The sequence below is a fragment of the Chitinophagales bacterium genome, assembly GCA_016787225.1.
In the GTDB taxonomy this organism is placed as follows: Bacteria; Bacteroidota; Bacteroidia; order Chitinophagales; family JADJOU01; genus CHPMRC01.
Genome location: JAEUUY010000005.1, coordinates 102,287 through 118,719 on the forward strand (window position 1 = coordinate 102,287; position 16,433 = coordinate 118,719).

Annotated in this window: 10 protein-coding genes; 7 read left to right on the forward strand and 3 right to left on the reverse strand. The window is 36.5% G+C overall.

What is annotated here, in order from left to right; all coding sequences use genetic code 11:
• Positions 1 to 2: 2 nt before the first annotated feature.
• Positions 3 to 1,127 carry a hypothetical protein gene (locus JNL75_00935; protein ID MBL7788379.1) on the forward strand — a complete coding sequence of 375 codons (1,125 nt, stop codon included), beginning with the start codon at positions 3 to 5 and terminating at the stop codon, positions 1,125 to 1,127.
• A 46-nt stretch (positions 1,128 to 1,173) separates the two neighbouring features.
• On the opposite strand, the gene JNL75_00940 is transcribed toward JNL75_00935, so the two are convergent.
• Positions 1,174 to 2,433 carry an aspartate kinase gene (locus tag JNL75_00940; GenBank protein MBL7788380.1) on the reverse strand — a complete coding sequence of 420 codons (1,260 nt, stop codon included), beginning with the start codon at positions 2,431 to 2,433 and terminating at the stop codon, positions 1,174 to 1,176.
• Positions 2,434 to 2,556: 123 nt separating this feature from the next.
• Positions 2,557 to 3,618, reverse strand: coding sequence for a chorismate synthase (aroC, locus tag JNL75_00945; protein ID MBL7788381.1), 1,062 nt, complete (start codon positions 3,616 to 3,618; stop codon positions 2,557 to 2,559).
• Positions 3,619 to 3,784: 166 nt separating this feature from the next.
• On the opposite strand from aroC, the gene JNL75_00950 reads away from it, so the two are divergent.
• Positions 3,785 to 4,507: a WG repeat-containing protein gene (locus tag JNL75_00950; GenBank protein MBL7788382.1), complete on the forward strand. Its 723-nt coding sequence runs from the start codon at positions 3,785 to 3,787 to the stop codon at positions 4,505 to 4,507.
• Positions 4,504 to 8,988 (forward strand): gliding motility-associated C-terminal domain-containing protein, encoded by a 4,485-nt coding sequence (locus JNL75_00955; protein MBL7788383.1) that lies wholly within the window; start codon positions 4,504 to 4,506, stop codon positions 8,986 to 8,988. The genes JNL75_00950 and JNL75_00955 overlap by 4 nt, the downstream gene beginning before the upstream one ends.
• A 3-nt stretch (positions 8,989 to 8,991) precedes the next feature.
• Here JNL75_00955 and JNL75_00960 read toward each other — a convergent pair whose 3' ends face one another.
• Positions 8,992 to 11,214 carry a TonB-dependent receptor gene (locus JNL75_00960; protein ID MBL7788384.1) on the reverse strand — a complete coding sequence of 741 codons (2,223 nt, stop codon included), beginning with the start codon at positions 11,212 to 11,214 and terminating at the stop codon, positions 8,992 to 8,994.
• A 194-nt stretch (positions 11,215 to 11,408) separates the two neighbouring features.
• Here JNL75_00960 and JNL75_00965 point away from each other — a divergent pair, with 194 nt between their 5' ends.
• From JNL75_00965 to JNL75_00980, 4 genes are all read left to right on the forward strand, one after another.
• The gene (locus JNL75_00965) at positions 11,409 to 13,139 is read left to right on the forward strand and encodes a hypothetical protein (protein MBL7788385.1); all 1,731 of its coding nucleotides are present in this window, start codon (positions 11,409 to 11,411) and stop codon (positions 13,137 to 13,139) included.
• 45 nt (positions 13,140 to 13,184) lie between these two features.
• A complete protein-coding gene (locus tag JNL75_00970) occupies positions 13,185 to 14,192 on the forward strand; it encodes a DUF1016 family protein (protein ID MBL7788386.1) in 1,008 nt (335 codons plus the stop codon).
• A 116-nt stretch (positions 14,193 to 14,308) separates the two neighbouring features.
• Positions 14,309 to 15,334 carry a Holliday junction branch migration DNA helicase RuvB gene (ruvB, locus tag JNL75_00975; protein MBL7788387.1) on the forward strand — a complete coding sequence of 342 codons (1,026 nt, stop codon included), beginning with the start codon at positions 14,309 to 14,311 and terminating at the stop codon, positions 15,332 to 15,334.
• Between the two features lie 198 nt (positions 15,335 to 15,532).
• Positions 15,533 to 16,393: a nucleoside phosphorylase gene (locus JNL75_00980; GenBank protein ID MBL7788388.1), complete on the forward strand. Its 861-nt coding sequence runs from the start codon at positions 15,533 to 15,535 to the stop codon at positions 16,391 to 16,393.
• Positions 16,394 to 16,433: the final 40 nt, after the last annotated feature.

Here is a 16,433-nt window from a genome sequence, read left to right on the forward strand (position 1 = left end):
CTATGGATTTAAAAAAGAAACCATCAAAACGATTCTCACTTATCAATATATTTATAGATTGGCTGAAAGCTAAATATGATTTTTTTATACTTTGGCTAACTGCACGATTTTTTGCACTAGGACTTGTTTTCATGCTCGTGCTCCCAAAGCGCTATCGTATGTCACATAACAACGGCATAGCTGGTGAAGGATCTGCTCGTATAGTAGATGACCCTAAATTTCCAGCCCATGATTTTTTTAGACCTGGCAAAGTTTTCCCAGCTCGCATAAGACATGCAAGTGCGACATTTTTAGATGATGCAATGAATTGTATTCGGAGTTGTTCTGTTAAATTTTCGGATGAACATTGGAACAGCCCATTTGACTTAGAATGCAATACAGGGATCATTAATTTATTTTGGTCTGCTTCTAGTTTTTTACAATTTGCCAAAATGAGAGCACAAAAGTGGGGAGTAGAATACCATGATTACTATCGAAAGTATCCTGAGGGTTTGAAAGGAGCACAGTTATCTCTTCGAAGAAATCCCACATCATTCACCAATTTACATTACTATGGTTTAACACCTTTTTTGTTTATAGGAATGGATGAAATCAAGCGATACGCAAAATATAGGGTGTTACCTCTTAAAGATGAACCAGAAACTGGAATCACCCCAGATATGTGTGATTATGACACATGTAATCAGAGAGTGCTCCCTCATGAAAAAAATGGAAGAAACTATTTAAAAGACGAATTTGTAAATAGAGTAGCTTCTGAAGGAGCCCACTATCGATTGCAAATTCAAACAAGAATAGCCAATGATGACGATAGCCCTGAAATATTTAACAATCAAAAACCATGGGATGAGAAGGTTTTCCCTTGGCATGACCTAGCTATTATTAATATCAATAGAAACTTGAGTTGGGAAGAAAGCACACTGACTAGCTTTTCTTTAAATAATATGCCGAAATCATTAGGAATTATACCCGCCAAGTCAATTCACGATTATAATTCACTAAATTATATGCGCGCTAATTCTGAAATAGCTAGAAAAGCAAGAATATTTTCGTACAAGATAAAAGGAATGCCACCTCAGATTCCAGACGATGATAATCGCAATGTTTCGGACTGGTCTGGAAAAGAATAGGATGCTATAATACCAATGTAATTTATAACTTATACCAATAGCGGTATTACACCATCAAATAATGAACAGTATGTTCGCCTTTTTGTGTGAGGAAAACAGCATTATTTTGTCTTTGTTTGGCTAAAATATCCTCAGTATAATGACGAATAGTTAGCAGTTTTAGATTAGTCTTGACTTTTATTTCAAAATCTTCTTTCAAATCTTCCAGTATAAGTTCATTTTTGCCAAGCTTTTCATCAGTGAGAACGATAAATTCTATCGATGAATTTTGCATGAGATTAATACGAAGACTGTATTTCCCAAAAGTGGCAATAATTTTACCTAAATTGGTCTCATTGAGAAATGAAAAATCACGAACCGAAAAGGAGTATAATACTTGATTTTCCTTGAGAACAGTGACAGGTTGGTATGAAATATTTTCAAAATTTCCAATTTCTGTCCCTTTAGCATCTTTATTTATAAATGATTTTACTTTGAGAATACAATTGGAGTTTTGTATCGGCTTTATAGTCTTGGGATGGATAATTTGTGCTCCATAGAAAGTCATTTCTATCGCTTCTTTGTAGCTCAGTTTGTCTATAATGGTGGCCTCAGGAAATTTTTTAGGATCACCCGTGTAAACACCATCGACATCTTTCCAAATAGTCATTTCTTTTGTGTTTGTACATTTCGCCAGTATCGCTGCGGTATAATCTGATCCTTCGCGCCCTAGGGTTGTATAAAGCATTTCCGAATTAGCACCTAAGAATCCTTGAGTGATGAGTACATGACTATTATAATTTTTCAATTCATGCTCAACGGCTTCTTGGGTTTCATTCCAGAGTATATTAGCATCCGTATAATTATTGTCAGTCTTGATTAAATATCGAGCATTGATAAAATCGATAGATACCTTTTGCGATTTTATAAAATGATATACAACCGTCGTAGAGAGCAATTCTCCTTTACTTACTATTTGGTCATAGATATAATTGAAATTATTGGATTCGTTAGCTACAATAAATCCTAAGGTTTTGGTTTCTATATCAGAGAGTTCTTTAAACACGAGATTATCTTGGCTCATCTTGAGTTCTTGGCAGATGAGTCTATGTTCTTCTATGAGTTCCTTTAACAAGGATTTCGCTTCTTCGGATTGTTCAAAGACCTTCTTCGCTATGATTTCTAGCTTATTGGTAGTCTTGCCAATAGCGGATACCACCATGAAGATAGGATTTTTCTCTTCCACATAAGATTGAATGATGGAAGTTACATTTTGAATAGATGCAGCATCTTTGACTGAGGCTCCTCCAAATTTGAATACACGCATATACTTATTTTTAGTTGTCAGTTTTTAGTCGCAGTAGTCAGTCATAGTGGTCGGTCAAAAGTGGAAAGTTATGTATTGATATAGTTGATCATTTTCAAATTTTCAAATTAATTCATCCCCACATCAAATTCTTCTCGTTTTGGATAATAAAAACAAATCCGCAAGTACAAATGCCGTCAAAGCATCAACTATAGGCACGGCACGAGGCAATACACATGGGTCATGACGCCCTTTACCTTCCAATTCTACAGCTTCATTTTTATCATTAATTGTAGATTGTGTTTGCATAATGGTCGCTGTAGGCTTGAATGCTAAACAAAATACAATATCCATACCATTGCTAATTCCTCCTTGGATACCTCCACTATGATTTGTTTTTGTAGTTTTATCTTCCTTCCAGCTGTCATTGTGCTGGCTACCACGCATTTTTGTTCCTGCGAATCCACTGCCAATCTCAAATCCTTTACAAGCATTCAACGTGAGCATAGCCTTTGCTAACTCAGCCTCTAGTTTGTGAAATATCGGTTCTCCGAGACCTATAGGCATGTTTTTTATAACACAGGTAATCGTTCCTCCTACAGAATCACCTTCCGCTTTTGCCTTTTCTATTGCCCTTATCATTTCCTCTGCTTGAGCAGCATCTGGACAACGAACTATATTCGAATCGATTAGAGTTAAATCTGTTTGGATTTCATCATAGAGGTAATTTATATGTTCTACGGATGAAACGAAACTATTAATTTGAATATCTGGAATAAGCTGTTTTGCTAGAGTGCCAGCTACAACCCAATTGGTGGTTTCGCGTGCCGAAGCCCTGCCACCACCTCTTGGGTCTCGAATGCCATATTTTTCTTGATAAGTAAAATCCGCATGGGATGGCCGAAATACATTTTCCAAGTGAGTATAATCGCTTGAATTTTGATTTTGATTTTGAATAAGAAAACCTATGGAATGACCAGTAGTTCTTCCATTGTAGATACCAGAGAGAAACTCAACATCATCGGCTTCTATTCGAGCGGTGGTTAAGTTACTTTGACCTGGTTTTCGTCTAGCGAGTTGTTTCTTGATGGCCTCAAAATCGAGTTCTACCCCCGCTGGAAATCCATCCAAAATTCCACCTATCGCTACGCCATGACTTTCGCCAAAGGAGGTGAGTCGGAGTATATGACCTATAGAGTTGAACATTAGGCAAAGGTAAGAGAAAAAAAGTATTTAAAAATTTTTCGTAGTACCATATTCAATAATGTATTATAATATCTTCTAAAGTCGATTGTGCTATTTATAAATTCTAAAAATAATTTGATTAAATGTCAAAATTTTAGTTTATTTTTGTGATACTAAAAACTAAAACATGAGAAAACTTTGCTATGTCATCTTTTATTTACTAATAACAAATTATGGTTTTGCTCAGCAGTCCATTGTTGCCCAACCTAAATTATTGAAATATACCCAAGATTATAAAGTTGGATATAAGAATCAAAACGGGGAAGTCGTGATACTGAATAAATATACAGCAGGTAGCGAGTTTGAGAATGGCTATGCAATTATTCTCATAGGTTCTAAACGGGGTTATTTAGACCAATATGGCAATGAGAGCATTCCTCCTCAATATCAAGATGCTTCACCATTTTACTATGGACTGGCCTGTGTTAAGAAAGATGGTTATTATGGTTATATCAATCCACAAAACCAATGGGTCATCAAAAATACCTTCCAAAATGCATTTAGCTTCTATGAAGGAGTAGCACGTGTACAGGTCAATGATAAGTGGGGATTGATTAATCTGAGAGGAGAATTTATCCTGCCTCCAGACTACCTAGATATCAAAGACTGCGCTTTTGGCTTGATTCTTGCTAAAAAAGATAAACTTTACGGTTACCTTAGACCAGACGGACGTTGGAAAATTTCTCCTCAGTATGAGCAAGCTATGTCTTTTATCTATGATGGCACCGCAGAGGTGATAATGAATGGTAAAACCTACCTTATCAATCAGCAAAATGAAATCATAAGAGAGGTCAATCATGAAGAAGAACATGAAGAAACGGAGAGAAAATATAAAGCAGGATTAAAATGAAATGGCTACAAGTCCTTATTCTCAGTGCATTTTTTAATAGCCTCAGCTATGGACAAAATGGTGGTGTGTGGACTTGGATTCATGGTGATACAATTCTAGGAGTGAAAAACTATGGGGTTAAAGGAGTGCCATCTCCAAGTAACTTACCCCCTGGTAGATATCATCCTGCATTTTGGCAAGATAAAAATGGTAAGTTCTGGATCTTTAGTGGTTCGCCAGCCCCTTCTGATATGTGGATGTATGACCCTTTAACGAATGTATGGACATGGATGAGTGGCGATTCTACCCAAACAAATGGTGTTTACGGTACTAAAGGAGTACCATCCACTAGCAACTATCCAAAATGGAGAGGGTGGGGTGCAAGCTGCTGGACAGATAGTATAGGTGATTTGTGGATGTTTGGTGGTTCAGGCTGTAATGACTTATGGCGATATCATATTCCTACCAATGAATGGACATGGATGAGCGGAGACAATCCAAATACAGGGCTTACTACTGGTAGAAATTATGGAACTAAAGGTGTATCATCTACCTCAAATTTTCCTGGTACACGAGCAGAATGTAAGTCAAACTGGGTATATCATAATGAGCTTATTTTTTTTGGAGGTAGTAGTTTCAATGATGTGTGGTCATATTCTATATCAGGGAATGTATGGACGTGGATTGGTGGCAATAATGCTAGTTCTACTCCTAATTATGGTACTATGGGGGTCTCAAGTCCTTCTAACAATCCACCTGGAGCAAATCATACCTATACACGTTGGAAATCTGGAAGTAAATTGTTTGTTTTTTCTTTTGGTTCTAAAAATGATGTTTGGAGTTTTGATATGAACAATAAACAGTTTACATGGGAATTGGGACAAAACCCATCTTCCAATACTGGTATTCCACCACCAGCAAATTGCGTTGTAGGAGGATATTTCCCTAAAGCCAGGGGTGAAAATCATACAGTTCAAACTACAGATTGCAATAGAGCTTTCTGGACATACGGTGGAGGTGATTGTGATTTATGGCTATATAGGCTAACTACTAATGATTGGATGAGGGTTAGTAAAAATTCTAATTCAAATTGTCGACCAATATACGGCTCGAAAGGTATTACGAATCCTTTAAATCATCCTGGAAATAAATATGGTTTCCCGATGTGGACAGACGACAATAATAATTTATATATTTTTAGTGGTCATATAGGGTCTAATGATTTATGGAGGTTTGAGCCCGATATTGCTTGTATAGGAACAGTGCTCAATGCTAGATCAATTTATAAACCTAACAAAACCTCAATTTGCACTTCTAATGATTCTGTAGTATTAACTCTAGACACCATTCTATATAATGTTACCTGGAATCCCACAAGCAATGTGACAGTTAATGCAGACACTTCACGTTTAGTGTTTAAATCTAGTATTAAGACTGACTATATGGTCACTGCCTTCGGCGGCAAGTGTACAGCCATTGATACTTTGCGATTTACTGTGAATATGGGTAGTCATACCTTTGATACCTTAATAGATACAACCTGCCTTATCGGCAAATACCCATTTAGTCAAAGTGGAATTTATGACTATGTTATTCGGAACGCTAGCGGTTGTGATAGCAATATCCGTCTTCAGCTTACTATGAGAAATAATATTGATACCACCAAGGCGGAGATATGCAAAGGAAGTACTTATTTATTTCAAGGTAGCAATTATTCTACAACGGGGATATATCAAAAAAACTATAAAAATCAGTATAACTGCGATAGCACCAAAGTGCTTGTATTGAAGGTAAATAATCCGGATACAGTCTATGTCAAACAAACTATATGCATGGGTGATACGTTTACCTATCGTGGAAATAAATACACTGCTTCTGGAAACTACAATTTTGCAAGTGGTTGTGGAATGGATGTATTGTCTTTATGGGTAAGACCTAAAGATTCATTTGTGATCTTCGATACCTTCTGTACTGGAGATACGTTTAAATATCAAGCGCATCGCTATAATAGCGCAGGAACATACTCGCACAAATATACCAACTCTGATGGCTGTGATAGCTTTATGGTATTTAATCTACATGTAAAAACCAAGACCAGTGATACCATACGCATAGACTCCATTATATTCGAAAATCTCTGTTCTATTAATAATAAACGTATTTATATTTTCCCATTAAATACAGATTTCAAAAATAAATATTCTCGTGATTTCGGATATAATTATCAGCCAGCTAGTATTTTCTATAATCTGATTGCTGGTACTTATCCTATTCGTATTAAGCGAGGTTGTGCCTTCCTTGACACTCCTGTTACACTGCCTTATAGGGAAAGAGACACCTCTGTCATCAATGATGAAACTTGTGAACTTTTTCCATATTATTTTAATGGAAAATACATCACGAAAACAGGAGTCTATTGGGATACTTTTACCAATGTTTATCAATGTGATAGTTTTATTAAGTTAAATTTAATTGTTCACAAGACGGATTCATCAACTATTCGTGATACGATATGTAGAGGAGATACGGTAATATTTGATGGAATACCAAGAGCAGTGGCTGGGGTATATTACCAGCGTATCAAACTCTTCGAAGGCTGCGATAGCACAGTTAAATTTATACTCTCTGTCAAGCGCCGTGATACCATGATTCATAATCGAAGCATCTGCCAGGGCGATACCTTAAATTTTGCTGGCAACAGATATACTGAAGCTGGTAGCTACAAATTAAGCTATATAAATAAACATGGCTGCGATAGCTTTGTTCACCTAAATCTTACAATCAAGCGTCGTGATACTTTTTCTTTTAATGACACCATTTGCCGAGGTAGTAGTAAATTGTTTGAAGGAATTGCCCATAAGATTAGCGGAAATTTTGTATATAAACTGACGAATCGTGAAGGATGTGATAGCTTTAGAATATTAAATTTAGTGGTGCAGCGCCAAGATACCCATACGTTGAAGTATGCTAAATGTATCGATGACTCTGTTATTCATGGAGGTGTCACCTATAAAACAACAGGAATTCACAACAAGCTTTATAAAAATATCTTCAACTGTGACAGTTTAGTCATTCTCGATTTGAAGTTTTCTAATTTTGAAATTGAAACTATAACTAAAAGTATATGTCCTGGGGATAGTTATGAAGGATATAAATTAGTGGGAACCCATCACGATACTATCAAACGCAAGGGTAAATGTGATTCTATCAGAGAATTGATTTTATCACACACACCTATCCCTATTACCAAGCTGTCGCCGAGTATATGTAAGACGAAAGTATATACCTATAGGAGTAAGTCTTATTCTCAAGCTGGAGTTTACTATGATACGATTTTGACTTCACGAAACTGTGATAGTATTATTGAAATAGGTTTAACCGTATTCGATACGAGTTTTTCTACTTTACATTATTCCATTTGCAAAAATGAAACCTATTTATTCAACAATCAATATCTCAGCCAGCCTGGGATATATAAAGATACCTCAGTAAATCATCTTGGCTGCGATAGCTTTATTTATCTAACTTTAGGATATAGACCGCCAATATATGATTCAGTGAGAGTGGAGAAATGTTTTGGAGAAAGCTACAGAGGATATACTAAGACAGGAACTTATAGAGATACTATTCAAACAGCAATCGGCTGCGATAGTATTTTGAAAATAAATTTGAAGATACTGGCAGGACCATATCCATTTGAACAAAAGCTGGAGGATTGTAAATCGATACTGTTTAAAAACAAACTGTACACCAATTCAATTTTGATACATGATACACTCTATAATAAACTGAGTTGCGACTCCGTTTATCGTAAAACGAACATTCTAATAAGACCTAAACCACAGAAAGGACCATTGGAATACCTCACTTTCTGTGACTCTATTCGTATGTCGGATGGCAAGGTCTATCGATTCAATTTTAGCTATCAGGATACGATAAAAACTAAAGATGCTCTGGCTTGTGATAGTTTATATCTGCCCAAACAATTAGAAAAAAAGACTAGAGTCAATCTCACTATTTCGGTTATTCCTAAGTTTGATGAGTATTTCAAAGGTGAGAAAGTGGAACTTACTACCTATCCAGCTAAAAAGCTTTTCTGGACAACGGGCGATACCATAGCTAAAATTAAATTAGTATTAAATGAAGATCAAATGATAGAAGTGATAGGTTGGGATAGTGAAGAGTGTAAGGATACCGCAGCTATTTCGCTTCGTGTGATAGAACCAGGTCTTCTCGACATCCCCAATGCTTTCGCACCAAGTGGTATGCCAGAAAATAGAATATTCAAACCTAATTTTAAAGGTATGGTAGAAATCACGCGTTTTGAAATCTACAATCGATGGGGTGAGAAAATTTATAGCACCAATACCAAAGATAATATTGGCTGGGATGGCACCTACAAAGGCGAAGATGTCCCAAGTGGACTATTCTCTTACTTACTAGAGTACAAAGTCAATCGTCATACCTTTTTCAAATCTGGGGAAGTGCTGTTGGTGAGGTAGATTCTACATTTTCACCCCAAAACTCACATACCATGTTCTACCTTCCCCAGGAATCAAGCCTGGACCTGGATAGCCTCCTGCACGACGAGTAGCATAGTTTTTATCATTGAGATTATTGATGCCGAATCCTAGGTTATATTTTCCATTGACTTTATATTGTGCCGAAAGATCTAGAACGGTATATCCTTCAATTTTTCCTGCTGTGGCAGCAGCATTTGCCGCTTCGGTATTAGATGCATCCGTGAAGAAATCACTCGTAGTGCGACTCTGAACTTGAATTCCAAATCGTTTGTAACTGTAGTTGATACCTGTACTTACTATCCAGCGAGGTGCATACTCTACCTCATTTCCTTTGAGGTTGGTCTCTGTAATTTTTACATTGGGAGCAGTACCTGTAACAGAATAGGTTTTGAAATCTGTGTAGTACGCATCGATATAGGCTGCACTATTATATACACTCATGCGACCAAATCCTTGATCTTGTTTCAAAAATTTAGTTACATCGATTTCAATAAAACTTTCAATACCTCTATGAATAGCTTGACCGAGGTTGGTTCGATACTGATAGCTAGCCAGCGCAGGGTTGTCATTTATGAATTTTCTAACCGTACCTATTTTATTATTGTACAACAAGTAAAAACCACTTACGTCATATTTGAATACACCATCGATATTGCCTCTAAAACCTAAGTCAATATTCCATCCACTATTGTCTTTGAGATCGGGGTCTATGACGTCAGTGGTCGCAGGTGGCACCAATTCGCTAAATAGTACAGGGCGAAATGCCTGCGTCGCAGAGCCATATATGCTCCATTTTTCACAGTTTTTGTACTGAAAACTCAGGCCACCTAACAATACATTTCTAGTAATCTCCGTATTCGGAGCCATAGTCTCAGCTGTCGCCGTTTTATTCAAGCGGCCAGTCATGGTGCTTTCTATAAATTCATAACGCACCCCCGGTGTCACTGAAAATTTATCTGATATATGAAAAGTATTTTCTGCAAAAGCTGCCATATTCTTGGTATTAAAGTCGAGAGCTAAGGGAAAATAACCGTTGAGTTCTGTGAGGTCAAAATCTGCTCCTGTAGTGCCTCGTCCTCTTTGGTTTCTATCGGTATGGGCTGTATATGCACGAATTCCCAATGATAAATCTTGAGTTCGATGGTTAATTTTATACGTAATTCTATTTCTCCACTCTATACCGAAATTTCTATAAAAATCTCTATCAATTTGTCTATTCGCTTGTAACCCTGTTAAAGGATTGACGGCATCTACTACATTTGCTGCTGCCAAGAAACCTACACTATTTCGCTCGCCCCATAATCCGAATGCTGAAATTTGCATATTATAGTTATCACTAAACTTACTATTATACTGAATATTCGCTATCGTCCACGGTGTACCAAACCAGTTTCTCGCTCTATTAGATTGTCTCCAGTTTTCTTTAAACGCAGCATCTGTCAATCCTCCACCTATTTGATTCTGATAGTTCATATTCGTAAGCTCAAAAGAAATATTCGATTTTTCATTAAACTTGTATTGTAAAAATCCATGTGAATTGCGGATATCATAATAACCATTATCGCGCCAGCCATCACCTTTGCGCATATGATTGTAGAAATAGTAATTCCATTTTTTAGTGTTGCCACTTAGTGCAGTATAGAGACTAACCATACCATAACTACCAGCTGTGATTGTACCCTCAAATGCAAGAGGTTTATTGTTGATATTTCGCTTCAGAATATAATTTACCATCCCTCCAAACTGTGGACCATACTGGAGCGAGCCACTACCACGTATGATTTCTATTCTATCTACTGCCTCTAGTGGAGGATTGTAGTATGCTTCTGGATACCCAAAAACATCAGATGATATATCATAGCCATTTTGTCGGGTATTAAATTCCCAGCTTCTATTGGGGTTGAGACCTCTGGTAGAAATACCTATTTGTATTCCCGAACCATCCGTTTCCCAATAATTCAATCCAGGAACCTTGGCCATGGCTTGTCGGATATTATTTGTAGCCTTATTGGATATCACATTATCTAATAAAATAGTTTCATTTTTCTTGCCTTCGAGAATGAGAAAATCTTGATTACTCGACTGAATAATCACAGAATTTTTATTGCCTTGAACATGAACTTCTGGAAGCTTCTTACTTCCTTGTGGGATTAATTGGATAAAAACTAAAGAGAAGGATATGACCGCAATTAGTTTTTTTGACATACTGGTTTTATTTAGAATGATTATAATTAATTAGATCTGCAAATATATATTTATTTAGAATTATTCTAATTAAAAAATAATACTATTTGGTATTTTAATTGGCAAACCTAGCACTAAGTGCAACAAAATTAAACAGTTAAAAGGTGCATAAACTTTGTTTTTTTTAAACTACATTTGTCCAAAATCAGAATTTAATGTTGCGATTATCACTCTATCTATTGCTTTTAAGCACCTTATTGCAAAGCTGCAAAGGCAGCAAATCTTCTAAAAATGAAATTGTTGCTCACGAATTGGCTGACCCTGATAAGTTGCTTCCTTATGCTTCTACTTCAGCAAATTCAACGGCCATAGAGCGATTTATTTTTCAGAAGCTCATCGATTGGGATTATGACAAGCAAGAATTCGTAGGTATGTTGGCGGTGGATAGACCTACTATATCAGAATACGGCAATGGATTAAAACTCGACTACGAAATCCGCCCTGAAGCTATCTGGGACAATGGTAGCCCTATCACAGGACATGATGTTGCCTTTTCATTTAAAGCAGCACTCAATCCCAAAACCAACTGTGAAGCGATACGACCTTATCTCGATTTCATAGCCGATGTAATCATCGATAGCATGAATCCTAAGAAGTTTTCTGTCATCTCTAATCAAAAATATATTCTAGTGGAGGAATATAGCGGCTATTGGGTATTGCCAGAGTATATTTATGATAAGGATAAAATAATGAGGAAATTTACCATTGCAGATTTTCGTGACAAGAAAAAACAGGAAACTCTTAAGGGAGATAAAGATATCTTGCGCTTTGCCGATGAGTTTAATTCTCAGAAGTTTTCGCGTGAAAAAGGCTTTGTCGTGGGCAGTGGCCCTTATGAATTTGAAGAATGGGTGACAGGCTCCAAACTCACCCTAAAGAAGAAAAAAGACTGGTGGGGTAGAAAAACGAATGATTCATTCCTTAAAAATTATGGTCTAGCAGATGTCATCAAGTATAAAATTATTAATGACTGGAAAACAGCCACTACAGCTATTAAAGGCAAAGAATTGACGGTAGCTAAAAGCGTTGAGTTTAAGATATTCAACGACCTTAAGCAAGATGAAAAATTCAAGGAAAATTTCTATTCATACCAGCCCACAGCTCCTCAGTATTATTACATAGGTATCAATCAATCCAATCCTAAATTATCGGATAGAGCGGTTCGCTTAGCTCTAGCACATGCAGTAGATAAAAATCAAATAATTTCTACTTTATTATATGGACTGGGAACACCTGTAGAGTCTATGGTACAGCCCGATAAGAAATACTATAATAAAAATCTAAAACCTTATGAATACAACCTAGAACTAGCAGCGAAAATTCTTGATGACGCAGGCTGGAAAGATAGTGATGGCGATGGCATTCGAGATAAGGTTATCAATGGTAAAAAATTAAATCTAGAAATTCAATACAAGTACAATTCTGGCAATGATACACGAAAGAATATCGGATTGATTTACAAAGAAAATTTGAAAAAAATAGGCATCGAACTCAATATTGTAGCTAAGGAATGGACGGTATTTCTAGAGGATACCAAAAAGCATGACTTCGAGATATACTGTGGGGCTTGGGTGGGTGACCCTAATGTAGAAGATCCGAAGCAGATATGGCATACCGAATCAGCTACAGGAGGTTCAAACTATGTATCATACGGAGATGCTATTTCTGATAAAATGATAGATGATATCCGCAGTGAACTCAACGAAGCCAAGCGCGATGCCCTTTACCTTCAATTTCAAGAAAAAGTGCACAAGGATATTCCTTATATCTTCCTTTTTGCACCTTTAGAGCGAATTGCTATTTCGAAAAAGTACGACCAAAACACCGCTAAACCATATACTGTGAGACCAGGTTTTGATCTCGGTTTATGGAAAATGAAGGAATAGTATTTGAATGATGATAAACTTTGTCTCTTTACGATGAACTAGTTTATGGAAATTAAAAAAGATTTATTAATACAAATTAAAGATATTGTCCTAAACGCACAGTCAAAGGCGATTCGAGCTGTTGATTTTGAGCGTGTACTAATGTATTGGCAAATAGGACAAGTTATATTTGTAGAAGAGCAACAGGGCAATGATAGAGCAGATTATGGCAAATACTTAATAAAATCTATTTCTGACACCTTCCAACCTCAATTTGGTTCAGGTTTTTCAGTGCGTCAACTTGAGATGAATAGGCAGTTTTATCGTATGTTTCCAAATACGAACGCACTGCGTTCGCAATTTACATGGACACATTTTCGGAATCTTATACGTATTGAAAATCAAAATAAAAGAGACTTCTACATAGCCGAAGCAGAGAAAAATAACTGGACGGCTAGACAATTGGAGCGACAAATAAATAGCCAATTATTTGAACGTCTATTAATAAGCAACGATGTAGAATCCGTATTAGCGGTAGCAAGAGAAGAAAAATTGCCTACGGATGCAAAAGAAATAATTAAAGACCCTATGGTTCTTGAGTTTCTAGGTCTCAAAAGAGAAGCAACCTATTATGAAAAAGATCTAGAATCTGCTATCATAAGTCACTTGAACGACTTTTTGCTTGAAATTGGTAATGGATTTTCTTTTGTAGCTAGGCAAAAAAGAATTCATATAGACGGAGATGAGTTTTTTATTGACTTGGTTTTCTATAACAGATTACTACAATGTTTTGTAATTATAGAAATTAAAACTAATAAACTAAAACATGAAGATATAGGTCAGCTGCAAATGTATGTCAATTATTATGACCGCAATGAAAAGCAAGATTTTGAAAATCCAACGATAGGTATATTACTATGTGCGGACAAAAATAATGCTATGGTAAAATATACCCTACCTACAGATAATAAAACGATTATAACTAGTAAATACCAGTTATACTTGCCATCAGAGCAGCAATTAATCGCTGAGCTGAAAAAGGAAATTGAAAAAATTGACAATCAGATACTTTAATATATTAAAACAAAAGAGCGAGCGTAAGATTCAAAACAATAGATAACTTTCAGATAAAGTCTGTCTCTTTGTGCACAGAAACTAACTGAGTTATTTTTATGAAGTAAAATAAAATTATGGACATTAATCCTCGAAAAGACATCGAACTCAATATTGATGATAAAGAAATCGACAAAGCTCTCCGCCCTAAACGCTTGCGTGATTTCTCTGGGCAAGATACATCTATTCAAAATTTAGAAATTTTCATTGAAGCTGCCAAGCGTCGAGGTGATGCCCTCGATCATGTCCTGCTACATGGCCCTCCGGGACTAGGCAAGACTACCTTGAGTAATATAATTGCATTAGAATTAGGAGTCAATATCAAAATTACTTCTGGACCCGTTTTGGAAAAACCAGGTGATTTGGCAGGTTTACTGACCAATCTCGAAGAAGGCGATGTCTTATTTATCGATGAAATTCATCGTTTAAGTCCTGTAGTCGAAGAATATTTGTATTCCGCTATGGAAGATTATAAAATAGATATTATGATCGATACGGGACCTAATGCGCGCAGTGTGCAGATTGCCTTAAATCCATTTACACTCATAGGAGCTACCACTCGTTCAGGTTTATTGACTTCGCCTTTGCGAGCTAGATTTGGTATTACCCTGCGTATGGAGTACTATACTTTAGATGTGCTAGCTGGCATAGTAAGACGGTCATCGCAGCTCTTACAAACGGAAATAGAAAAAAAAGCCTCTATCGAGGTAGCTCGCCGCAGTCGTGGGACACCAAGAATTGCAAATCTTTTGCTCAAACGTGTTCGAGATTTTGCTCAGATAAAAGGTAACGGTACGATAGATTATGAAATCTCCAAGTTCGCCTTAGATGCGCTCAAAGTAGATGAATATGGCTTGGACGAAATGGACAATCGAATTCTTACGACATTAATAGATAAATTCAATGGAGGCCCTGTAGGTCTAAATACCATATCCACTGCTGTAGGAGAGGAACCCGGAACAATTGAAGAAGTGTATGAACCTTTTCTCATTCAAGAAGGATTTCTCAATAGAACGGCACGAGGACGAGAAGCCACAGAGAGGGCCTATACCCATTTAGGTAAAATGCCACCGAATAAAGTGAATACCTTGTTTGATAGCTAAATTCGATGTGTTGATGTGATGATACGAGGATGTGATGATAAGATAATTATTTGTCAAGATAACTATCGGGATTGAAAAATGGATTATTCATGTGATGTGTGAATAGTTTTTATTCCTTAAGTATGCCCTTTCGACCGACCACTGACTACTGACCACTGCGACTTTCAACTCTTTGCTTTCAACTTTAAACTTTTTCCCATGCTCCCACACTCCGAACTTATTCTTAACCCCGATGGCAGTATTTACCACCTCCATCTTTTACCTGAAGATATTGCTCACAAAATCATCCTTGTCGGTGATCCTGATCGTGTAACGTCTGTTTCTAAACATTTTGATTCTATTCGAGTTAAAAAACAAAAACGTGAATTTGTTACCCACACGGGAAACTATAAGGATAAAGAAATAACGGTTATCTCGACAGGCATAGGTACTGATAATATTGATATTGTTCTCAACGAACTCGATGCGCTGGTCAATATTAATTTGACGAATAGAGTGATAAAAGAAAAGTTAACGAGTCTAGAAATTGTTCGAGTAGGCACTTCAGGAAGTATTCAATCCAGTATAGATGTGGATAGCTTTTTGGCTTCAGAGTTTGCTATCGGTATGGATGGCATGATGAATGCATATGAATATGAGAATAGAGCCGACGAGCAAGAAATTAATCTGGATTTTTCAGACTATCTTTTCGAACAGGAAATTGATTTATGTTTGCCATATTGCTTTGGAGCGCATACCAATATGTTGAAAAAATTTTCAGAATTGAAGAAAGGAATTACCCTAACTCATAATGGTTTTTATGCTCCACAAGGTCGGCAACTTCGAGCTGAAAGAGCCTATCCAAACTATATTGATATGATGGCTGATTTTAAATCCAAGTATGGAAAAATTACCAACTTTGAAATGGAAACTGCTAGTAACTATGGTTTGGCTTCGGTATTGGGGCATAAAGCAATTTCGCTTAATCTCATTCTAGCCAATAGACCCAAAGGCCTGTTTAGTAGTCAATATAAAGAGAAAATGGATGAGTTGATTCAATTGGCATTAGAAAAAATATGAACCGAATATCATTTCTTAAATCGATAGCCTTAACACCTTT